This is a genomic window from Falsiroseomonas sp. E2-1-a20, assembly GCF_051433195.1.
In the GTDB taxonomy this organism is placed as follows: domain Bacteria; phylum Pseudomonadota; class Alphaproteobacteria; order Acetobacterales; family Acetobacteraceae; genus Falsiroseomonas.
Map to the genome: position 1 here is coordinate 1 of NZ_JBHMFT010000014.1, position 21851 is coordinate 21851.

The 21851-nt window shown below is 70.6% G+C and carries 21 protein-coding genes; 11 read left to right on the forward strand and 10 right to left on the reverse strand.

Translation table 11 applies throughout. The annotated features are described in order from the left end of the window. Positions 1–307 precede the first annotated feature (307 nt). Positions 308–475, forward strand: coding sequence for a hypothetical protein (locus ACFHPP_RS17310; protein ID WP_437164493.1), 168 nt, complete (start codon positions 308–310; stop codon positions 473–475). A gap of 58 nt (positions 476–533) precedes the next feature. Here the strand turns inward: ACFHPP_RS17310 and mdoH are convergent, their stop codons facing one another. The 6 genes from mdoH to ACFHPP_RS17340 all read right to left on the reverse strand — a co-directional run bounded on the left by mdoH (position 534) and on the right by ACFHPP_RS17340 (position 8861). Continuing rightward, positions 534–2699: a glucans biosynthesis glucosyltransferase MdoH gene (gene mdoH / locus ACFHPP_RS17315; protein ID WP_437164494.1), complete on the reverse strand. Its 2166-nt coding sequence runs from the start codon at positions 2697–2699 to the stop codon at positions 534–536. Next, positions 2687–4192: a glucan biosynthesis protein gene (locus ACFHPP_RS17320; RefSeq protein ID WP_437164495.1), complete on the reverse strand. Its 1506-nt coding sequence runs from the start codon at positions 4190–4192 to the stop codon at positions 2687–2689. The genes mdoH and ACFHPP_RS17320 overlap by 13 nt, the downstream gene beginning before the upstream one ends. A gap of 115 nt (positions 4193–4307) precedes the next feature. Then, a complete protein-coding gene (locus ACFHPP_RS17325; protein WP_437164496.1) occupies positions 4308–6341 on the reverse strand; it encodes a sensor histidine kinase in 2034 nt (677 codons plus the stop codon). Between the two features lie 175 nt (positions 6342–6516). Then, complete coding sequence (locus ACFHPP_RS17330) at positions 6517–7275, reverse strand: hypothetical protein (protein ID WP_437164497.1); 759 nt, start codon at positions 7273–7275, stop codon at positions 6517–6519. A 25-nt stretch (positions 7276–7300) separates the two neighbouring features. Further along, a complete protein-coding gene (locus tag ACFHPP_RS17335; protein WP_437164498.1) occupies positions 7301–8203 on the reverse strand; it encodes a hypothetical protein in 903 nt (300 codons plus the stop codon). Between the two features lie 196 nt (positions 8204–8399). After that, the gene (locus tag ACFHPP_RS17340; RefSeq protein WP_437164499.1) at positions 8400–8861 is read right to left on the reverse strand and encodes a CYTH domain-containing protein; all 462 of its coding nucleotides are present in this window, start codon (positions 8859–8861) and stop codon (positions 8400–8402) included. Positions 8862–8925: 64 nt separating this feature from the next. Between ACFHPP_RS17340 and uvrB the strand changes: the two genes are divergently transcribed. Then, entirely contained in the window at positions 8926–11118 is a 2193-nt protein-coding gene (gene uvrB / locus ACFHPP_RS17345) for an excinuclease ABC subunit UvrB (protein WP_437164500.1), read from the forward strand. A gap of 4 nt (positions 11119–11122) precedes the next feature. Here uvrB and ACFHPP_RS17350 read toward each other — a convergent pair whose 3' ends face one another. Next, positions 11123–11473, reverse strand: a complete 351-nt coding sequence (locus tag ACFHPP_RS17350) for a hypothetical protein (protein WP_437164501.1) — start codon at positions 11471–11473, stop codon at positions 11123–11125. Positions 11474–11560: 87 nt separating this feature from the next. On the opposite strand from ACFHPP_RS17350, the gene ACFHPP_RS17355 reads away from it, so the two are divergent. The 9 genes from ACFHPP_RS17355 to ACFHPP_RS17395 all read left to right on the forward strand — a co-directional run bounded on the left by ACFHPP_RS17355 (position 11561) and on the right by ACFHPP_RS17395 (position 19852). Continuing rightward, positions 11561–12337, forward strand: coding sequence for an SDR family oxidoreductase (locus tag ACFHPP_RS17355; RefSeq protein WP_437164502.1), 777 nt, complete (start codon positions 11561–11563; stop codon positions 12335–12337). After that, positions 12334–12744, forward strand: coding sequence for a dihydroneopterin aldolase (folB, locus tag ACFHPP_RS17360; protein WP_437164503.1), 411 nt, complete (start codon positions 12334–12336; stop codon positions 12742–12744). The genes ACFHPP_RS17355 and folB overlap by 4 nt, the downstream gene beginning before the upstream one ends. Positions 12745–13058: 314 nt before the next feature. Beyond that, positions 13059–14996, forward strand: coding sequence for an excinuclease ABC subunit UvrC (gene uvrC, locus ACFHPP_RS17365; RefSeq protein ID WP_437164504.1), 1938 nt, complete (start codon positions 13059–13061; stop codon positions 14994–14996). Positions 14997–15021: 25 nt separating this feature from the next. Beyond that, positions 15022–15645 carry a CDP-diacylglycerol--glycerol-3-phosphate 3-phosphatidyltransferase gene (pgsA, locus tag ACFHPP_RS17370; protein ID WP_437164505.1) on the forward strand — a complete coding sequence of 208 codons (624 nt, stop codon included), beginning with the start codon at positions 15022–15024 and terminating at the stop codon, positions 15643–15645. Positions 15646–15701: 56 nt separating this feature from the next. Then, positions 15702–16358: a hypothetical protein gene (locus ACFHPP_RS17375; RefSeq protein ID WP_437164506.1), complete on the forward strand. Its 657-nt coding sequence runs from the start codon at positions 15702–15704 to the stop codon at positions 16356–16358. Positions 16359–16374: 16 nt separating this feature from the next. After that, positions 16375–16626, forward strand: a complete 252-nt coding sequence (gene moaD / locus ACFHPP_RS17380; RefSeq protein ID WP_437164507.1) for a molybdopterin converting factor subunit 1 — start codon at positions 16375–16377, stop codon at positions 16624–16626. A gap of 2 nt (positions 16627–16628) precedes the next feature. Beyond that, positions 16629–17084 (forward strand): molybdenum cofactor biosynthesis protein MoaE, encoded by a 456-nt coding sequence (locus tag ACFHPP_RS17385; protein ID WP_437164508.1) that lies wholly within the window; start codon positions 16629–16631, stop codon positions 17082–17084. Then, on the forward strand, positions 17081–18415 hold the full coding sequence (locus ACFHPP_RS17390) for a hypothetical protein (RefSeq protein WP_437164509.1): 1335 nt from the start codon (positions 17081–17083) through the stop codon (positions 18413–18415). The genes ACFHPP_RS17385 and ACFHPP_RS17390 overlap by 4 nt, the downstream gene beginning before the upstream one ends. 57 nt (positions 18416–18472) lie before the next feature. Continuing rightward, complete coding sequence (locus ACFHPP_RS17395) at positions 18473–19852, forward strand: hypothetical protein (protein ID WP_437164510.1); 1380 nt, start codon at positions 18473–18475, stop codon at positions 19850–19852. Between the two features lie 4 nt (positions 19853–19856). Here the strand turns inward: ACFHPP_RS17395 and ACFHPP_RS17400 are convergent, their stop codons facing one another. The 3 genes from ACFHPP_RS17400 to ACFHPP_RS17410 all read right to left on the reverse strand — a co-directional run bounded on the left by ACFHPP_RS17400 (position 19857) and on the right by ACFHPP_RS17410 (position 21697). Continuing rightward, entirely contained in the window at positions 19857–20210 is a 354-nt protein-coding gene (locus ACFHPP_RS17400) for a SnoaL-like domain-containing protein (protein WP_437164511.1), read from the reverse strand. Between the two features lie 63 nt (positions 20211–20273). Beyond that, positions 20274–20798, reverse strand: a complete 525-nt coding sequence (locus ACFHPP_RS17405; protein ID WP_437164512.1) for an N-acetyltransferase family protein — start codon at positions 20796–20798, stop codon at positions 20274–20276. After that, positions 20798–21697 carry a branched-chain amino acid aminotransferase gene (locus ACFHPP_RS17410; protein ID WP_437164513.1) on the reverse strand — a complete coding sequence of 300 codons (900 nt, stop codon included), beginning with the start codon at positions 21695–21697 and terminating at the stop codon, positions 20798–20800. Before ACFHPP_RS17410 ends, ACFHPP_RS17405 begins: the two co-directional genes overlap by 1 nt. Positions 21698–21851 lie beyond the last annotated feature (154 nt).

The following is a 21851-nucleotide window of genomic DNA, read 5'->3' on the forward strand; positions in this document are numbered from 1 at the left end:
GAAGGTCGGGGGTTCGATCCCCTCACCCGGCATTTCCCGAATGCTCCAGCATTTTGACGGTTTGCACCCGGCTTGATCGCGCTGCGCAGGATTGCGCTGAATCGCGATTTTGCACCCCCTGAGTCAATCAAGCTCGCACTTCATGTAGCTTTCGGTACGAAAGTCGGGTAAATCATCGGCTATGAGGAACGTTGCGGCGGTTGGTTTGCACCAAGCGTAATAATCAGGACGTCGCGTCTCATTCTTGACAGTTGTTTGACCGGTCAACCTGCATCACATTGATGCGAGCAATACGGCAGGACCCAGAATGTCCACGACAACCGCCCCGACCACCGCATCGAGCACCGCGACAATGGCCAAGGCTGCCGCGATGCCGGAACGCCTCAGCGTCCGCACCGCGCTCCTCGTCATCGTGGGCGCCAGCGTTCTCCTGTGGGTCGGTCTCGGCCTCGTGGCGCAGAGCCTGTTCGGCTAATCGGGTCCAGGAGCCACGAATGTGGTTCCTGGTGGGCCAGCGGACCGGTGCAGCGGGATCAGCCGACGGGTTCTGATACCCGTGCCTGAAGTGGTCTCGCCAATTCCATCAGCCGGCTGAGACCGGCCGAATCCGCCAGCAGGGCCGCCTTCTCGGCCCGCGCGAGACCGGCCAAGGCCTCCCCCAGGTCACGCGACTCGTTTACCTTCACCATCCCGACCGCCAGCGGCACATCCACCGGGTCCAGCCTCGGCCGGCGTGGCGCCGGCAGCATGCTGGTATGGGCCTCCAGCAGCGTCGGTTCCGCGGCCAGCCGCGCCACCGCCTCCTGCTCCACGGGGCGCAACGCCGCGCGAAGCGTATTGGCGCGGGCCAGAACCGGCGGCGGCGTGGCTTCCTCCGGGATTGCCAGCAGGCCCAGGCGGCGCAGACCGGCCGCGGAGCCTGCGGTCCAGGATGCCAGCGGCACCGCCAGCGCCAAACCCAGCGTCACCGGCAACATCCACAGCGCCAGGCTCGGTGAGACCAGCCAGGAGGCGATGCCGAACAGCAGCCCGGCCAGGGTGTGGCGCCAGTACAGCCGCACCACCGCCCGCCATGCCAGCCGCCCATCGTCGCGCTGTTGCGGCTGCCAGCCCGAGTCGCGACCGAGCAGGATCGAGACCACGTCGACGCTCTGCGTCAGCATCGTCACCGGCGCCAGAAGGCCTGCCACCACCGTCTCCAGCAGCATGCTGAGGAAGGACCGCACCGGACCGCCGATGCCGCGCCGGTCCTCCGGCTTCAGCAGCAGCAGGATCCAGGCCAGGACCTTGGGCACCAGCAGCAGCGACATGGTGCCGATGAACAGCCACATGGCCCGCACCGGGTCCACCACCGGCCAGTCCGGAAACAGCGACGGGCCGGAGGGGAAGTAGTTCGGCCGGATGAAGCGCACCTCCAGCGCACCGAAGATGCCGACCACCAGGAACAGCAGCCAGAGCGGCGCCGTGATGTAGGAGCCGATGCCGGTCAGCAGGTGCAGCCGGCTGATGGGATGCAGCCCGCGCGCGCCCAGCACCGCGGCGTGCTGCAGGTTGCCCTGGCACCAGCGCCGGTCGCGGATCGCCAGTTCCGTCAGCGCCGGGGGGCTTTCCTCGTAGCTGCCGCGCAGCGCGGGGACCATGTGGATGGCCCAGCCGGCCCGGCGCAGCAGCGCGGCCTCGACGAAATCATGGCTGAGGATATGGCCGCCGAACGGCTTCGGGCCGCCGAGCGTCGGCAATCCGGCGTGCTCGGCGAAGGCGCGGGTGCGGATGATGGCGTTGTGGCCCCAGTAGTTGCCCTCCGCCCCGTGCCACCAGGCGATGCCGGCCGCGATCATCGGGCCATACACCCGGCCGGCGAATTGCTGCATCCGCGCGAAGAAGGAATTGCCGTTGACGATCACCGGCAGGGTCTGGATCAGGCCGACGTCGGGGTGGGCCTCCATCGCCGCGGCCAGGCGCACCAGCGCATCGCCCTCCATCACGCTGTCGGCGTCCAGCACCAGCATCTGCGGGTAGGAGGCGCCGAAGCGCTGCACCCATTCGGCGATGTTGCCGGCCTTGCGCTCGATGTTCTTGGGGCGACGGCGGTAGAAGATGTGCTGGTGGTCGCCGGTGCGTTCGCGCAGGGCCAGGAACGCGGCCTCCTCCGCGACCCAGGCATCCGGGTCGGTCGTGTCGCTCAGGATGAAGATGTCGAAATGCGCCGCCTGCCCGGTGGCGGCGAGGCTTTCGTGGATCGCCTGCAGGCCGGCCATCACCCGCTCGGGCGGCTCGTTGTAGACCGGCATCAGCAGCGCGGTGCGGCTTTGCAGCACCGGCAGCGGCGCCGCCGGATCGATGCCGAGCCGCCTGCCGCCGCCGGCCAGCAGGCTGGCGAATCCGCAGAGTGCGCTGACGAAGGACAGCGCGATCCAGGCGAACAGCGCGACGAACAGGACCAGCAGGATGACCTGCAGGCCGGTCGGCCGCGCGATATCCAGTGCCAGGCCCATCTCATGCGTGGCGAAGACGGTCAGCAGCGTCGCGCCACCAAGTACCAGGATCCGCCGCCAGGCCATGCCGCGCGGCGCCGAGGGGCGCGTGGCGGGGCCCGGCGGCGGTGCTTGCCGCAGCGACTGCACCGGCATGTCGAGCGGGGCCGGAGCCGGCAGGGCCTGCCAGCCGCTGCGGCCGGCCTGGTTGGTCAGGCCGTCCATCGGTAGAGCCAGGTTTCGCTGATCGGCCGCTCGCCGAGCTTCAGCACCGCGCGCAGTTCCACCAGACGCGCCGAACCCGGCACCAGCTGGAAATGCACACGCCAGCCACCGGTCTGCGGGTTGCGCTGCACCACCGGGTGACGGATCTCACCGGCATGGGCCGAGAGGTCGAGCACGGGCAGCGTGCCGTCGGGCACCTCATCCGGCTTGCCGCCGACCACGTCCAGGACGAACAGGCGCGCATTGCCGGGCGCGGCACCGCTGCGGGTATCCACGAACTGCGCCAGCACGGGGTTGCCCTGCACCACCGGCAGCCAGTGCAGGCGGTAGACGAAGTTGTACTCCTCGCCCGGGCGCATGGGTTGCTGCGGACGCCAGAAGGCCACGATGTTGTCGTGGATCTCGTCGTTGGTGGGGATCTCGATCAGCTGGACGGTGCCTGACCCCCAATCCGCGATCGGTTCCACCCACAGGCTGGGCCGCCGCTCATAGGCGGCTTCCAGATCGTTGTAGTCGCCCGGCGCCCGGCGGCGCTGCATGAGGCCGAAGCCGCGCGGGTTCACCTCCGCGAACTGGCTGACCTGGAGGTCGCGGGGATTTTGCAGGGGCCGCCAGATCTGCTCGCCGCGGGAGGTCGCCAGCATCAGGCCATCGGAATCGTGGACCGCGCCGCGATGGTCGTCGATGCCGGCGCGGTCGTTCGGCGCGAAGTAGTACATGCTGGTCAGCGGCGCGATGCCGGCCGCCGCCACCTCGACCCGCGGGTAGATGGTGGCCTGCACGTCGAAGATGGTGTTCTCGCCGGGGCGGATCGTGAAGCGGAAGGAGGCCGTGGCGCTCGGGCTGTCCAGCAGGGCGTGCACGACGACCGAGTTCGCGCCGGCATGCGGACGCTCCAGCCAGAAGGCGCGGAACAGGGGAAACTCCTCCCCCGCCGCATCGGCCGTCTTGATGGCGAGGCCGCGCGCGGACAGGCCGTAATTCAGCCCCTTGCCGACCGCGCGGAAGTAGGACGCGCCGAGGAAGCTCGCCACCTCGTCCAGCACGCCCTGGGTGTTCAGCGGGAAATGGATGCGGAAGCCGGCATGTCCGAAATCGGCCGGCGGCGGCGCCCGATCGCCCAGCGTATAGGCGGCGGGATCATAGGGCACCGGCCGCGCCTCGCGGTCCACCACCTCGTACAGCTCGACCCTGGGCGCGTAGAGGAAGCCGCGGTGGAACAGCTGCACCTGGAAGCCCAGGTTCTCGCCACGCCACAGCGCGCGCTGCGGATCGAAGCGCAACGTGCGATAATCATCGTACCCAAGGTCGCTGAAGCCGCGCGGCAGGCGCGATTCGGGGGCGCGGTAGGGGGCCTTTGCCAACTCCCGGGCCAGGTCGCGCACGGTGCCTTCGGTGAAGGGGCGCGCCGCCGGGCGCTGCTGCGCGAAGCCCACGCCCGTCGCGCTGGCGGAGAGGGCGGCGAAGGCGGCGAGGGCAGTTCTGCGTTGCAAGGCGGGACCCGATCAGCACGAGGAAGGCCGGCCGGGGGATGCCGGCCTGGGCGCCGACGTAACGACGTGCCCAGCCCAGGGTTCCTCGCAGGGACGCAACTAATGTGGTGCCACCTCAGCCGGGAAGCGCGAATTCCAGCATCTGGGTGCGGGCCGGATGCGGCTTCGGGAAGCTCAGGTGCCAGCTGATCCCGGATGGTTCGAAGTGGGACTCGGCGCGGCCGCGCAGGTCGTGCTGCACGCAGCGCTCGATCAGCCGGCCGCCGAAGCCACGCCGCCCCGTCTCGGTCACCGGGGTGCCGGAGCATTCGGCCCAGACCAGCTCCACCTGTTCCGCCCCCGAGCCCGGGTCCTGGCGCACCGCCCAGGTGACGGCGATGTGGCCGCCCGAATCCGGCCGCAGCGCGCCGTGCTTGGCGGCATTGGTCGCCATCTCGTGCAGCACCATGGCGAGCGACAGGGTGTGCTTTGCCGGCAGCGCCACCGCCGGGCCCTCCGCCCGCGCCGCCGCGCCGAACGGCGCCAGGGTGATGCCCACCAGCGCCTCCAGCTGCACGCAGCCATCCTCGGAGGCGAACAGCGCGTCCTGCGCCTTGGCAAGCAGGCTGAGGCGTGCGGTGAAGCTGCGGCGGAATTCGTCCAGGCTGGTACTCTGCGCCAGGGTCTGCGCCACCATGGATTGCACCACGGCCAGGGCGTTCTTGACCCGGTGGCGCAACTCCGCGGTCAGCAATTCGCGCTGGCGTTCGGCGTGGCGCCGCGCGCCCACATCCAGGAAGGCGGCCACCGCCAGCCGCTCGCCACCCGCGGCGCGCACCGGCGCGGCGCTGACGGACAGGATCGTCTCGGTGCCGTCGGCGCGGCGCAGCGGCAGTTCCAGGTCCTCCGTCGACCGGCCTTCGGCGATGGCCCGGCGCAGCGGCTCCGCCAGCGGGTCCGTGGCATCGCGGCCGGCTTCGCCATCCGGCAGCAGCGCCACGGCGCGCGCATTGCGGAACACCACGCGACCGGAGGGAATTTCGGCCAGCACCACCGCCACCGGCATCTGTCCCAGCACGTCGCGCAGCCGCGCCTCGCCTTCGCGCAGGTGCTGCTCGCGCACCGCGACGGCGTCGGCCATGGCGTTGAAGCCGGCGGCAAGGCGGCCGATCTCCCAGCGATCCGTGATGTCGCTGCGCGTGCCATGATCCCCGGCCGCCCAGCGGCGCATGACATCGAGCAGCCGGTCCACCGGGTCGCGCAGCGATAGCCGCCCGAAGAGCCAGGCGGCGGCGAGCGCGGACAGCAGGCCGACCAGCACCAGCAGCACCGCGCGCCGGGTTGCCTCGTCGGCCGCCGCCAGGGCCGGGGCCGTCGCGAAGCCGGCACTGACGTAGAGGCCACTGGATGCGGCGCCGATGGGGACGTAGCCAAGCACCCGCGCCGTGCCATCCTGGCTGACCACGTCCAGCACGCCCGGCGGGCCCGCGCGCATCAGGTCGGCATAGGCCTCCGGGATACGGGTACCGACGAAGCTTTCCGGCTGCGGGAAGCGGGCGACGATGGTGCCGTGCCGATCGGCCACCGTCACGGACCCACCTTCCGGCAGCGCGCCGGAGGCGACCAGGTTGGCGGAAAGCCAGTCCGTGTCGAAGCTGGTGATGGCGACGCCGGCGAAGCGGCCGCCTGACTGGAACGGCAGCGCCACCGGCAGGATGCGCCGCGCAGCGTTGCCGTTGGCCGCCGGGATCGCCATCGGCGCGCCGACCTCGAAGGCCAGGCTGGCGCGGGCTGCCTGAAAATAGGGCCGGGCGGCGATCGAGCCCGGCCCGGCGCCGCCGGCGGAACTGCAGACCACCTGCCCCTCCGCGTTGCTGACGCCGATGGAGGCGTAGCGCGGCATTCGCGCGGTCAGGGCCGCCAATCCTTCCCCGCATCCGGGAAAGGTCCCGCCACGCAGATGCGCCTCCCCCACCGCGGCCAGCATGTTGCGGGCACCCTCGATCATCCGGTTGACCTCGGATGCGGATTGCAGGGCGAAGCGTCGGGCCTCGGCCCGGACATCCTCGAGCTTTGCCTGGCGAAGCCTCACTTCATGCCAGGCCTGGATACCGAGCGACGGCAGCACGGCGGCAGCGCAGAGCAACGTGATACGCGTCGATAGCCGCATGCGGGGCAGGTCGCTCCCTTGGCGACGACCCGCTTCGGGCCGCCGGTTCGGGCTCATGTTATCGCAGAGCGGGCCTGCATGGAAACGTCAGGTCAAGGCAACCGAACCATCACACAACAAAACTACCCCCCGGGCCAACCGGTCCGGGGGGCATGCAGCATGAGGCTTGCGCGCCTCAGGCGACGTCGCCGGGCCGGCGACGCGTCGGGTCGTTGGCGCCCGCCACCGGAGTCCCGGCCGCAGGCGTCCCGGCGAGTGGCGCACCGGCGAGTGGCGCACCGGCGAGTGGCGCACCGGCAAGTGGCATGCCGGCCCCTGCCGCGCCCGCGCCGGGCATCGCGGCATGCGGCGTGCCGATGCCGCGATTGGCCGGGTCCGGGTTGCGCATGGGCTCGTGCGCCGGCTGCCAGCCGCCGCTGCGCCATTCCTGCTGGCGCTCGTCCATGTTGATCGGGCCATGGCTTTCCAGGATGCGCTCAGCCTCCGCCGCACGGGCCTCGTCGGTCCGGACCGCGACGAGGTGGCCGCCCCGGCGCACGCCCTCGGAGTAGGTCTCGGCATGCTCCTCGCTGACGCCGGCCGAGGTCAGCGCGCCGAGCAACCCGCCGGCCGCGGCGCCGACTCCGGCCCCGGTGAGCGTCGCGATCAACCAGCCGGCCGCGACCAGGGGGCCGACGCCGGGAATCGCCAGCGCGCCGATGCCGGCGAGCAGGCCTGCGCCGCCGCCCACCACGGTGCCGAGCGACGCGCCGGTGGCAGCGCCGGTTTCGGTCTGGGTGGTGGCATGGGTGCCGGTATGGCCGGCCTCACCTTCGGTGGCGCTGCCCATGTAGGTGATGTCGTCGTGCCGGAAGCCGGCGCCCTCCAGGCTGCGCACGGCGGCATGGGCCGTCGCGGAGTTCTCGAAAAGCCGGGCGATGGTGCGATTGGTCATGAAAATGTTCCTGTTGCTGTGAGGTTTACCGGTCGGCGACGACGTTGCCCTGGTAGTCCATGGCGACGCCGACCTGCTGGCCGTTGCGCATGCCGCGGCCACGCCAGACGCCGCGATCGTCGAGGCGCAGGTCCTGGACGTCGCCGAAGCCGGCATCGGAGATGCGCGAACGGGCCTGGCCCTCGGTGAAGGAATTGGCGCCCTCCAGCGGCGCGCCTGCCCTTGGCGTCGTGCGGGCACCGCCACTTTCGGCAGGGGCGGCGGGAGTGAGGGCGCCAGTGGCGGCATCGCCGCGCGGGGTGGTCGCGGCATCGCCGCGCGGGGTGGTCGCGGCATCGCCGCGCGGGGTGGTCGCGGCATCGCCGCGCGGGGTGGTCGCGGCATCGCCGCGCGGGGCAGTGGTCGCCGTGCCGTTCGGCATCGGACGCTGGGCCGTCGTGCCGGGGCGCGCGGCGCCCGGGTCTGCCGACTGCGTGGCGCCGGGTGGCTGCGTCGAGCCGGGCAGGGGACCGGACGCCTGGCCGGGCGGCGCGGTGGCCGGTGCCGTGCCGGGGCTCACCTGCGTATCAGGCGCACCGGTGCCCTGCGCCTGCGCCGGGCCTCGCTGGGATGCCGCACCGCCCATGCCGGGCGCTTCCCCGGCACGGGTGCCAGGCGCCATCGGCGTCGGGTTTTCGCGCGACTGCGCCTGCTGTCCGGCCGTGCCGGCGCCCATGCCGGGCGCCTCGTTGGCGCGGCTGCCTGGGGTCATCGGGCTCGGGTTCACGGCCTGCGCCCCAGCGCGCGCCGGCGCTTCCGTCACCGGGCGGCCGGTGGCATCCAGGTTGGGCGCGTTGGAGCCGGGCGAGACGCTCTGTGCCAATCCGACCCCGGAAAGTCCCAGGGTCGCCGCAACAGCGCCAGCCAGCGCCATGTGCCGAGATCGCATGATGGTGTTCCTCCGTTGTCCGTCCGGGTGCGCAGCACCCCTGCGAACCCAGAACGTGGAAGCACCGATTCTGTTCGTCTCGTGACCGAAACGGTGGCGCACAGCGGCGCGAGGATGTGCGGCTACAGCGAGCCGCCGTCATGTCACTGAACGGCAGCGACGTCGCCTCCGCCTCACCACGAAGCTGGATCGCCCTTCAGGGATTGGCCTTGGCCAGCGCCGCATTCGCATAGCGCGGATCGCCGGTGACTTCGCGGCCCAGCCAATCCGGCAGGGCCGGCGCCGCCCCGGCATGCGGCAGTTCCACCTCCGCCAGGACCAGCCCGGCAAGTCGGGCGGGCTGTTCGAAGACATCGACGGTCCAGAGATATCCGCCATGCGGCACCGGCCAGCGGGTCTTCGCCAGGGGCGGCTCCGGGCACAGCACCAGCATCTCCTCCACGTCCTGCGGCGGGATCTCGTATTCGAACTCCGCCCGGACCAGGCCGCCCGGCCCCTTGATGGTGAGGAAGGCGCGCGGGCCGGCGCGGCGCACGCGCACCACGGCGGCGGCACTGGTCGAGAGGTAGCCCTGCCGGATCGGCACGCCGGGGCCAGTGGCGGCCTGCCGCCAGCCATCGCCGGCGACCAGGAACTTCCGCTCGATCTCGATGCCCATGGGGTCACTCCGCTGCAGAAGAAGGCTACCGCGGCGGCGCGGGAGTGCCCACATTGCGCGGGCCATGAACATCGTCACCCCCGTCGTGCAGTTCTACCCGCAGAAGCGCCCGCCGCCCGAAGGCGGGCCGCCGCTGCGCGTGGTGTCGCCCTACGAGCCGAACGGCGACCAGCCGACGGCGATCGCGACGCTGCTGGAGGGGCTGGCGAAGGACGAGCGCGACCAGGTGCTGCTCGGCGTCACCGGGTCCGGCAAGACCTTCACCATGGCCAAGGTGATCGAGGCGGTGCAGCGGCCGACGCTGATCCTGGCCCCGAACAAGACGCTGGCGGCGCAGCTCTACGGGGAGATGAAGAGCTTCTTCCCCGACAACGCGGTGGAATACTTCGTCAGCTACTACGACTACTACCAGCCCGAAGCCTACGTCCCGCGCACCGACACCTATATCGAGAAGGACGCGCAGATCAACGAGCAGATCGACCGCATGCGGCATTCCGCCACGCAGTCGCTGCTGGAACGGTCCGACGTGGTGATCGTGGCCTCGGTGTCCTGCATCTACGGCATCGGGTCGGTCGAGACCTATTCGCGCATGGTGGTGAAGCTGGAGCGCGGCGGGAAGATCGACCGCGACGTGCTGATCAAGGGGCTGGTCGAACAGCAGTACCGCCGCAACGACACCGCCTTCCAGCGCGGCACCTTCCGGATTCGCGGAGAGACCGTGGATATCTGGCCGTCGCAGTTGGAGGACCGCGCCTGGCGGGTCAGCCTGTTCGGCGACGAGATCGACGGGCTGCGGGAATTCGATCCGCTGACCGGGGAGGTGACGGGCGACCTCGACCGCGTCTCGATCTACGCCAACAGCCACTACGTCACGCCGCGGCCGACGATGCAGCAGGCCATCCTGTCCATCAAGGCGGAGCTGAAGGAGCGCCTGGCCGAGCTGACGGCGCAGGGACGGCTGCTGGAAGCGCAGCGCCTGGACCAGCGCACGACCTTCGATATCGAGATGCTGGAGACCACCGGCGTCTGCAAGGGCATCGAGAACTACTCCCGCTACCTCACCGGCCGGAAGCCGGGCGAGCCGCCGCCGACGCTGTTCGAATACCTGCCGGAGAATGCGCTGCTGATCGTGGATGAAAGCCATGTCACGGTGCCGCAGATCGGCGGCATGTACCGGGGCGACTTCGCGCGCAAATCCGTGCTCGACGAATTCGGCTTCCGCCTGCCCTCCTGCAAGGACAACCGCCCGCTGAAGTTCGAGGAGTGGGACGCCTATCGGCCGACCACGCTGTTCGTCAGCGCGACGCCCGGGCCGTGGGAGATGGAGCGCACCGGCGGCACCTTCGCCGAGCAGGTGATCCGGCCGACCGGGCTGGTCGATCCGGTGACCGAGATCCGGCCCGTCGAAGGCCAGGTGGACGACCTGCTGGCGGAATGCCGCAAGGTGGCGGGGGAAGGCGGCCGCGTGCTGGTCACCACGCTGACCAAGCGGATGGCGGAAGACCTCACCGAATACATGACGGAAACCGGCATCCGCTGCCGCTACCTGCATTCGGACGTGGATACGCTGGAGCGCATCGAGATCATCCGCGACCTGCGCCGCGGCGTCTTCGACGTGCTGATCGGCATCAACCTGCTGCGCGAGGGGCTGGATATTCCCGAATGCTCGCTGGTGGCGATCCTGGACGCCGACAAGGAGGGTTTTCTCCGCTCCACCACCGCGCTGATCCAGACCATCGGCCGCGCCGCGCGCAACGTGGAAGGCCGGGTGGTGCTGTATGCGGACGTGATGACCGAGAGCCTGAAGCGGGCGCTCGGCGAGACCGCGCGCCGGCGCACCCGGCAGCAGGAGTGGAACGCCGCGCACGGCATCACGCCCACCAGCATCCGCCGCGACATCTCCGACGTGCTGCAATCCGTCTACGAGCAGGACTACGTGACGGTGGAGGCGGTGGAGGGCGACAGCACCGCGCAGTTCATCGGCAAGGATCTCGGCGCCAGCATCGCGGAGCTGGAGAAGCGCATGCGCGCCGCCGCCGCCGACCTGGAGTTCGAGGAGGCCGGGCGGCTGCGCGACGAGATCAAGCGGCTGGAGGCGCTGGAGCTGGGGCTGGAGCCGAATGTGGCGGGGCGTTCGCTGCGGGACAGCGCGCCTGCACAGGGAAGGGCGAAGCAGGACTGGAAGCCGAAGCCGCTGGGGCCTGGCGGCGGCGGCTACGACCCGAACAAGCCGAAGGGTCGTGGACGACGGCGCTGAGGCGTCACCGCCCCAGGCCGATGCCGCACTCCGAAAGCAGCGAAGCGGCGCTGCCGCGTGCGGATTGCGCGACCTGGGCGACGCGCAGGGAATCCTGCGCCGGCAGCCCCTGCACCAGGCAGCTCGTCAGTGCCACCGTCGACAGGCCGCCGGACATGGCGCAGCGCCCGGCGGCGCCGGCCACACGCTGGCAGAACTCCCGCTTCTGCTGCGGCGTCTCGGGCTGCGCGGTGAGGCCGGGGATCGCCGGCAGGCTGCGGCCGAGACCGGGCACGCCCTGGCCCAACCCCTGGCCGATTGCCGGACCGGTCGCCAGCAAAGCCAGCACCCCCAACGCCGCGCGCATGTCCGTCATCCCACCCGTTCAACCCAGGGAAGGCGCACCGGCAGTGATGGTCAACCCTTGGCGCAGGCGCCATGTGCAGGCTATGGCCCGCGCCGCATGAACATCCCCACCAGCATCCCCCGCACCGCCCTGGTGACCGGCGGCGGCAAGCGTCTGGGCCGGGCCATGGCGCTGGCCCTGGCCGAGGCCGGCTTCGACGTCGCGATCCACTACGGCACCAGCTCCGCCGAAGCCGCCGCGACGGTAGCCGAGATCGAGCGGACCGGCCGCCGTGCCATCGCCCTGCAGGCCAACCTGGCGCAGGAATCACAGGTGGCGCCGCTGGTCGGCCTGGCGAGCGACGCGCTCGGCCCGATCGGCGTGCTGGTGAACAACGCCTCCACCTTCGAACGCGACGAGTGGGACGATGCCAGCCGGGAAAGCTGGGACATGCACATGGAAGCGAACCTCCGCGCGCCCTTCGTGCTGTCGCAGGCCCTGGCAAGGGGACTGCCGGAGGGGGCGGAGGGGGTCATCGTCAACCTGCTGGACCAGCGGGTCTGGTCGCTGACGCCGCACTTCATGTCCTACACCGTCTCCAAGGCGGCGTTGTGGACGCTGACGCAGACCCTGGCGCTGGCACTGGCGCCGCGCATCCGGGTGAACGGCATCGGCCCGGGCCCTGCCCTGCCCTCCCCGCGCCAGAGCCAGGCCCAGTTCGACCGGCAATGCGCCTCCGTCCCGTTGCGGCATGGCACCGGGCCGGACGAGGTGGCGCGGGCGCTGCTGGCCATCCTGTCCCTGCCGGCCATGACCGGGCAGATGATCGCCCTCGATGGCGGGCAGCACCTGCAATGGGCCCCGGCCGCCGGGGCCGCGGAGGTCGCCGAATGATCCATGCCCCCCTCTATGCCCCGGATGCCGAGCGTGGCTACCGGGTGGTGTTCCTGCGCGGTTTGGAACTCATGGCCCGGCTCGGCATCCACGCGCATGAGAAGGCCGGCCCGCAACGCATCGTGCTGAGCGTCGAGCTGGTGGTGCGGGATGAAGCGGCCCCCGCATCGGTCGGGCCGGATGATTTTCGCCGGGTGGTGGATTACGAACGCTTGGTAGATATCGCCCGCGCCACCGTCGCCGAAGGCCATGTGCTGCTGGTGGAAACCCTGGCGGAGAAGGTGGCACTCGCCGCCCTGGCCGATGCGCGGGTGGAACGGGCCCGGGTCACGGTCGAAAAGCCGGACGCCTTCCCGGACGTCGCGACGGTCGGCGTCGTGGTGGAGCGGACGCGCGCATCCGGCTGAAACGATGCGCATTCCGGCTCACGCGATGGGCAGTTTTCCACCGGGTTTCGCGGAAGGCGTCCAAAGATCGCTTGTCAACCTAGAAGTTACACTTGACGCCAACGCAGCAGGGGTCAAAAACGCAATTCACAATGATTTCAAATACTTGCCGAAACTGCCTAGAAATCGCGCAATGATGTGTGACTGGCGGATGACGGCCATTTCCGGCGCTTCCACCACAGTTGCCCCACAGACTTATCCCCAGCTTCGGTGGAAAAACCGCAGGGCCCTGGATTTGCCCAAGGCAGCCTCCCAATTCGTCCAGGCAGCAAGCGATGACCGCTGATACGCCCGAACCCCTGCCTCCCGGCACCACACCCGATGCCGTCGGCCCGATCGGCCTCGCCGTGATCGAGACGGCGCTGGCGACCCTGCCGCTGGCGCCGGGCGTCTACCGCATGCTCGATGCGAAGGGGGACGCGCTGTATGTCGGCAAGGCGCGCAGCCTGAAGAAGCGCGTGCACGCCTACACCCAGGTGGCCCGCCTGCCGGAACGCCTGCGCCGCATGGTGTTCGAGACCCGCAGCCTGGAGGTGGTGACGACCGGCAGCGAGGCCGAAGCGCTGCTGCTGGAAGCCAACCTGATCAAGAAGCTGCGGCCGCGCTTCAACATCGTCCTGCGCGACGACAAATCCTATCCCTGGCTGGTGCTGACCGAGGACCACCCCTGGCCGCAGATCACCAAGCATCGGGGAGAGCGCCGCAAGGGCGCCAGCTACTGGGGCCCCTTCGCCTCCGCCTGGGCGGTGAACCAGACGCTGACGGCCCTCCAGCGGGTGTTCCTGCTGCGCACCTGCCGGGACACCGTGTTCGATACCCGCTCCCGTCCCTGCCTGCTGCACCAGATCAAGCGCTGCTCCGCGCCCTGCGTCGAACGGATTTCGAAGGACGATTATTCCGCGCTCGTGCGGGAGGCGAAGGACTTCCTCGGCGGCGGCATCCCTTCGCTCCAGAAGAAGCTGGCGGCGGAGATGGAGGAAGCCTCGGCCCGGCTGGAGTTCGAGCGCGCCGCCAGCCTGCGCGACCGCATCCGCGGCCTGACGCATGTGCAGGGCAGCGACCGCATCAACCTGGAAGGGGTGAACGACGCCGACGTGGTGGCGCTGCACCAGATGGCGGGCCAGTCCTGCGTCCAGGTCTTCTTCTTCCGCGGCGGCCGCAACAACGGCAACCGGCCGTTCTTCCTGAGCCACGCCAAGTCGGAACAGTCGCCGGAGGAGGTGCTGGGCGCCTTCCTGGCCCAGCTCTACGACGACCTGCCGCCGCCGCCGCTGGTGCTGGTCAGCCACGACCCTCAGGACTCGCCGCTGTTGGCCGAAGCCTTGAGCCTCAAGGCCGGGCGGCGCGTGGAAATCCACCGGCCGCAGCGGGGCGAGAAGCGCGGCGCCGTGGAACACGCCGCCACCAATGCGCGGGAGGCCATCGAGCGCCGCATGGCCGAGGGTGCGGCGCAGACGGAACTGCTGGCCGGCGTCGCCCGCATCTTCGACCTGCCCGCTGCACCGGAACGGGTGGAGGTCTATGACAACAGCCACATCATGGGCACCAACGCCTATGGCGTGATGATCGCCGCCGGTCCCGCCGGCTTCCTGAAGAACGCCTACCGGAAATACGGCATCAAGGCCGCCCCGGGCGGACCGGCGCCGCGCGGCGGAGACGATTTCGCCATGATGCGGGAGGTGTTCGAGCGCCGCTTCGGCCGTGCCCTGAAGGAAGACCCGGGCCGCGAAGGCGAGGCCTGGCCCGACCTGGTGCTGATCGATGGCGGCCAGGGCCAGCTGACCGCGGCGCGGGAGATCCTGGCGGAACTCGGCGTGGACGACATCCCGCTGGTCGCCATGTCCAAGGGGCCGGACCGCGACGCCGGGCGCGAGTGGTTCCACCAGGTCGGCCGCGACCCGATCCAGCTGCCGCAGCGGGATGCCGTGCTGTATTATTTGCAGCGGCTGCGGGACGAGGCGCACCGCTTCGCCATCGCCACCCATCGCACCGGCCGGTCCAAATCGATGGTGCGGTCGGAGCTGGATGACGTGCCGGGCGTGGGCGCGGCGTTGAAACGAAAACTTCTCAATCACTTCGGCTCCGCCCGCGGCGTGCGCAACGCGGCGCTCACGGACCTGGAAAATGCGCCCGGCATCGGCCCCACGGTGGCGCGCCGCATCCATGGGCATTTCCACCCTGGCGCCGGGACGGGTAGAGTGGGGGAGGGCTGAGCCCGATGAACCGCCGGATGCCATTGTGCCGACAGACCTGCCCAATATCCTGACGCTTTCGCGCATCGCCGCGATCCCGCTGCTGGTGGTCCTGGCCTCGCTGCGCGAGCCCTGGAGCGACCTGGCGGCCTGCGCCGTATTCTCCGCCGCCGCGATCACGGACTATTTCGACGGCAAACTGGCGCGCTCGCGAAAGCAGATCAGCGATTTCGGGCGGATGCTGGACCCGATCGCGGACAAGCTGCTGGTCGGCGCGGCACTGATGCTGGTGGCCGGCACCGGCCGACTGAGCGATTTCGGCCTGTATCCCGCCATCGTGATCCTGCTGCGGGAGATCCTGGTTTCCGGCTTGCGCGAATACCTGGCGGGCCTGAAGGTCGGGCTGCCGGTGACCAAACTGGCCAAGTGGAAGACCGGCTTCCAGATGGGCGCGCTCGGCACGCTGCTGGCCGGCGACAGCGGGGCTGCCATTCTGTACCTGGACTTCCTGCCGGTCTCCCTGATCGGAGAGGTGATGCTGCTGGCCGCCGCCATTCTGACCCTGGTGACGGGGTGGGACTACCTGCAGGCCGGCCTTCGTCATGTCCGCCGCGCCGCATCTCCGCCGCCGGCGCAGGACCCACCGGTGCAGACTCCGCTTCGGCCTTGAGACATGCCATCCTGCGTCGCATCTTCTGCCCGACCCATCCGATGACGGGAGCCGACATGGCCGCCGACCGATCCTACCCCAGCCCGCTTCGCCTGCCGGTGCGCATGCGCCTGCCGGTGCTGGGCGTCGCCCTCCTGCTGGCCGGGTGTACCGGCGGCGGGCTCGGCGCCAGCCCCTGGTCGCCCTTCATGGGCCCGACCAGCGTCGTCGATGCGGATAGCCTGACGGTGCAGCGCGTGCGCGGCACCAATCCGCCGGTGGAGCCGCTGGTGCCGGAGGCCGGCGACGTGTGGCCGGCGCAGGAAGCGCCGCGGGGCGATCTCAGCAACCCGGACGAGGCGATGCGAAACATCCCCTCCTACCGGCCCTCCCTGATCGATGGCGCACCGGCCGCGTCCTCACCGGTGGCGACGCCGGGGGACCGGCCGCTGCGGCGCGGCTCCTCCACCCCGCCCGGCAATCTCGGGCCGCCCGACGCCTTTCTGACCACGCCGGGGCCGACGCCGGCGCCGCGCTCGGCACCCGCCTCGCCCCGGCTTGAAGGCCGGGCCCTCACGACGCCTTCGGGCCAGAGCGTCACCGGCACCGGCGGCACGCCGCGGGTGCAGGGCTACACCGGGCCAGGTGGCGGCGGCGCCGTGATCCGCGATGGCAATGTTGAGACCTGGATCGGCCCGAACGGGCAGCCCAGCACGCGCGTGGTGCCGAACTGAGGGAGCCCCCGGCCCCGTGAAGATCCTGTATTTCGCCTGGGTCCGGCAGAAAGTGGGCGTGGCGGAGGAAAGCGTCTCGCCACCTGCGGACGTGGGAAACGTGGCTGGATTGATCGCCTGGCTCGCCACGCGCGGGCCCGGGCACGCATCGGCCTTCGCCGATCCGAAGCAGATCCGCGCCGCCGTGAACCAGGATTTCGCGACGCCGGACCAGAAGGTGGCGGCGGACGACGAGGTCGCCTTCTTCCCGCCGGTGACGGGCGGCTGAGCATGCCCCGCATCCTGGTGCAGGACGCGCCCTTCGACCTGGCCGCCGAATCGGCCCTGCTGACCGCGGGCCGCACCGATGTCGGCGGTCTCGCTAGCTTCGTCGGGCTGTGCCGGGCGGATGACGGGCTCTCGGCGCTGGTGCTGGAGCATTATCCGGGCATGACGGAACGCGCCCTGGCGAAAATTGCGGAGCAGGCCTGGTCGCGCTGGAGCCTGACGGGCTGCACCATCATTCATCGCGTCGGGCGGCTGCTGCCGGGCGATCCGATCGTGCTGGTGCTGACCGCCTCCCCGCACCGGGCAGCCGCCCTGGAATCCTGCGCCTTCCTGATCGACTGGCTGAAGACCGGCGCGCCGTTCTGGAAGCGGGAAGAATTCGCCGAAGGTGCGACACGCTGGGTCGAAGCCAAGGCGAGTGACGATGTTGCGGCGTCCCGCTGGACTGATCGCGCTTGATCCTCCGGCTGGCGGCGGGGCTGGCGGGCGCGCTGCTGCTGGTCTGGCCGGCCTTCCTGAACGGCTACCCGCTGCTGTTCAGCGACACCGGCGCCTTCCTGCACCAGACCGCGCCGCCTCCGGGCGGCCCGTTGGTGATCTGGGACAAGCCGCATATCTACGGCCCGCTGCTGCACCTGTTCCACTGGCGCGTCTCGCTGTGGGGGCCGATGCTGGCGCAGGGGCTGGCGCTGTCGCATCTGCTGTGGCTGGCGCAGCGCGGCCTGCGGGGCTTGGCGACGCCGGGCGCGCACCTTCTGGCCTGTGCCGCGGCGGCGCTGCTGACCACGGCGCCGTTCACGATCGCCCTGCTGATGCCGGACGTCTTCGCGCCGATCGTGCTCCTGGCGCTGCTGCTGCTGGGCTTCGTACCCCTATCCCGGCCGGAGACCGCCTGGCTGGTGCTGCTGGCTGCGGTGGGCATCGCCGCGCATCTGTCGCACCTGCCGCTCGCGCTGGCGATGGTGGTGTTCGTGCTGCTGGTGGCTCGGCGAATCGGCCCGGTGCTGCGGGCGGCGGCGCCGATGGTCCTGGCCGTGCTGCTGCTGCTTGGTACCAATCTGTGGGGACATGGCAGGGCGACGCTCTCGCCACATGGCGCCACCTTCGCGCTGGCCCGGTTGCAGGCGGATGGGCCGGCGGCGGCGCTGATCCGGGCGCGCTGCCCGGAGGCCGGCTGGTACCTGTGTGCCTTCGCCGACCGGCTGCCGATGGACAGCGACGCCTTCCTGTGGGAGCCGGACAGCCCGGTCAACCGGGCGCCTGATGGTGCCGCGCGCTTCCTCGGCGGCGCGCTGCTGTCGCAGGAAGCGCGGGTGATCGTGGCGGAGACGCTGCGCGCCTATCCGCTGGAGGTGGCCCGGACCACCGCGCTGAACGCGCTGCGGCAGGTGGTGCTGGCCACGGTCGGTGATACGCTGGTGGACACACACCTGGCCGCCGCCGTCCGCCCCCGCATCGCGGAGGCTTTCCCGGCCCGCGAACTGGCGGCCTACGACGGCGCGTTGCAACCGCGCGGCCTGCTGCCGGCCGCCGCCGCGCCGTTCCTGTGGCCGCACGCACCGGTACTGCTGGCCGGCGCGGTGCTGGCGCTGTTCGCCTGGTGGCGGCTGCGCGGGGATGCGCGGCGCATCGGGCTGGTGGTGGGCGTGCTGGTCGGTGTTTCCGCCAATGCACTTGCCACAGGCGGCTTGTCCAAGCCGCATCTGCGCTACGAGGCACGCATCCTGTGGCTGATGCCGGTCATCGCCGGCCTGGCGCTGCTGCCGCGGTCCCGCCCGACGCAATCCTGAGGCTCTCGCGCAGGCGTCATGTGACGGACGCCGCGCAACCCTGGATAGTCAGGGCCAATGCCCTCGGAGTCGCAACGTCCTTCCGTCCGGAAGCTGCTCGGCTTCCTGGCCAGTGTCCTGGGCGCGCCGCTGCTGGTCTGGCCGGCCTGGCTGAACGGCTACCCGCTGGTCTTCATCGACACCGTCTCCTACCTGCTGCACACCACGGTGCCGGAGGTGCCCTGGGACAAGACCCAGGCCTATGGCCCCTTCCTGCACGCCTTCCACTGGCAGCGCTCGCTCTGGGCGCCGATGCTGGTGCAGGGGCTGATTGCCTCCCACCTGATCTGGCTGACGCAGGCGGCGGTGCGGGGACGGGCCGGCATCGGCTGGCATCTGGCGGTCTGCGCCGGCCTCGCGCTGCTGACCTCGGCGCCCTGGTTCCTGGCGACGCTGATGCCGGATGCGCTCACCGGGTTGGTTCCGCTGTGCATCTTCCTGCTGGCCTTCGGCGCGCTCACCACCGGGCAGGCGCTGTGGGTGGGTGGGCTGACAGTGCTCGCGGTCGCCTCCCATCTCTCGCACCTGCCGGTGGCACTGGCGCTGATTGCGCTGGTCCTGCTGCTGGCCTGGCGGCTGGCGCCGGTGCTGCGCGCCGGGCTGCCCGTGGCGCTGGCGGTGCTGCTGCTGTGCCTGGCCAATCTGCTGGCCTTCGACCGCTTCACCCCCTCCCCGCACGGCGCCGCCTTCCTGCTGGCGCGGCTGCAGGATGATGGGCCGGCGGTGGCGCTGCTGCGGGACCGCTGCCCGCATTTCCCCCCCGGGGCCGGCTGGCACCTCTGTGCCTTCGCCGACCAGCTGCCGATGGACAGCGATGCCTTCCTCTGGGACGAGACCAGCCCGTTGAACCGGGAGGCGGATGGCACGCTGCGCCGGATGGGCGCGATGCGCGGCGCGGCCGAGGCGCGGGTGATCATCGGCGAGACGATCGCCGCCTACCCGCTGCGCGTCGCCATCGCCGGCATCGGCAACGCGCTGGCGCAATCCGCGAAGTTCCTGGTCGGCGATACGCTGGTGCCGGACCATCTGGCCCTGTCCGCGCGCCGGGCCATCGCGGAGTTCTTCCCTGCGGAGGAGCTGGCGCAGTTCGATGCCGGCGCGCAGATGCAGGGCGAACTGCCCCGGCGGGCCGAGCCCTGGCTTCTGTCGCATGTGCCGGTGGTGCTGCTGGCGCTGCTGGCGGCGCCGTGGATGGCGTGGCGCGCCGCCAAGGCACGCGATGGGCCCAGGCTGGCGCTGCTGTCGCTCGCCCTGTGTGCGCTGCTGGTCAACGCGGCGGCGGCCGGCGCGCTGTCCAAGCCGCACCACCGCTACCAGGCGCGCATCGTCTGGCTGCTGCCCCTGGCGGTTGCCCTGGCGGCGCTGCCGCGGCGGCCCGAAGTGGTGCGGCCCCGATGAAGCATCAGTAGAAGAAGCGTTCCTCCACGACCTTGCCATCGGCCACGGTATAGAGGCCGATCTCGGCCATCTGGATGCGCTGGCCGGTCTGCTTCGCGGTCACGTCCATCGCGAAGCGCAGGGCGAACTGGTCGCCATGGATGAAGGGGCCCTCGGTCTCGACCGAATGGACCTCGTGGTTGTCGTACCACCAGTCGCCCTTGGCCTTGACCGCCGCCTTGCCACGCACCTCCGCCATCGGCCCGTCCATCGCCTCCCGGCTCACCACATCCTCGGCCCAGAACCGGGCCCCGGCGGCTTCGTGATCGCCGGATTTGCAGAGCTCGGCGAAGGCCTTGGCGACCTCGGCGATGGTCATGGCACGTATCCCTTTTGTTCCCGGCCGGAGGCTAGGACAGGATCGGGCCCGATCGCAAGCGCCTTATCGCGCGCAGGCGCCGACCAGCGCCGCGAGGTCCGGCCAGTGCATCCGCCGCTCGGACACCGGCTGCCCGAAGGCCTCCCGCATCACCGGCGGGCCGAGTTGGCCGCCGAGGCGGCGGTAGAAGCGAATCGCGCCCTCATTGGCGGTGAAAACCCAAAGCTCCGCGCTCCGCGCGCCCTGCTGGCGCAGCCGGTGCGCCAGGGTGCCGAGGAGCTGGCGGCCGATGCCGCCGCCGCGCATTTCCGGCCGCACATGCAGGCTGCCCACCTGGCAGGACGTGCCCTCCAGCGTCGCGGCGGCGAAGCCGTTCACCTGGTGGCCCGTCACCGCCATCACCACCTGGCCCGGCCGCCGTCGGCCGCGCAGCAGGTCCTGCCAATGCGCGGCCAGCGCATCCTCCAGCTCGTTCTCGAGGAAGTCGCGGTCGAGCATGCCGACATAGGCACTGCGGCAGGACATGGCGTGCAGCGCGCAGATGCCGCCGGCATCGGCGGCGCGGGCGGATCGCAGCGAGAGCGGCATCAGGCCGCCCGTACCGCGACATCCTCGGGCGGCATGCGCACCAGCGCCTCGTAGTCGCGCAGCAGCGTCTCCGTGATCCCGGCCGGGGTGAAGTGCAGGTCGCCCACCTGGCGCACCGGCGTCACCTCGGCGGCGGTCCCGACGAGGAACACCTCGCTCGCCTTGGCGAGGTCGGCCTGCGGGATGGTGCGCTCCACCACCTTGATCTGCCGGGTGCGGGCCAGCGCCATCACGGTGCGGCGGGTGATGCCGTCCAGGAAGTTCACCGGCGTCGGGGTATGCAATTCGCCGTCGATCACCAGGAAGACGTTGGCGCCGGTCGCCTCGCTGATGTCGCCCTTCCAGTCGAGCATCAGCGCGTCGTCGAAGCCTTCCGCCTCCGCATGGTGCTTCGACAGCGTGCCGATCATGTACAGGCCCGCGGCCTTGGAGGCGGTGGGCGCCGTTTCGGGATGCGGCCGCTTCCACTTCGCCCAGGCCAGGCGCACGCCCTTCATGCGGTCGGCGCCGAACAGGTTCGGCCAGGCCCAGGTGGCGATGGCCAGGTGGATCTTCGTCTGCTGCGCGGAGACGGACAACTGCTCGGCGCCGCGCCAGGCGAGCGGGCGGACATAGGCATCGGTCAGGCCGTTGCGGGCCAGGGTCTCGCGGCAGGCGGCGTCGATCTCCTCCGCCGTCCAGGGGATCTCGAAGCCTAGGATGCGGCCTGATTCGATCAGGCGCTCGGTATGGGCGCGCAGCTTGAAGATGTGGCCGGCATAGGCGCGCTCGCCCTCGAAGACGCCGGAGGCATAGTGCAGGCCGTGGCTCAGCACATGCAGTTGGGCGTCGCGCCAGGGCACGAAGGCGCCATCCATCCAGATCCAGCCATCACGATCGTCGAAGGGGACGAGAGCCATGTTGTTTTTCCTCCCGGCACTGGGTCGCCGCTGGTTCGCTACTCGTTTCCGCGCCGGTGCCCTATATCGGCAGGGGGCGCCGTGCGCGACAGGGACAAGGTTGCGATGGTCGGGAAGAAATGTCAATGAAGCTGACCCATATGGGCGAGCTGCC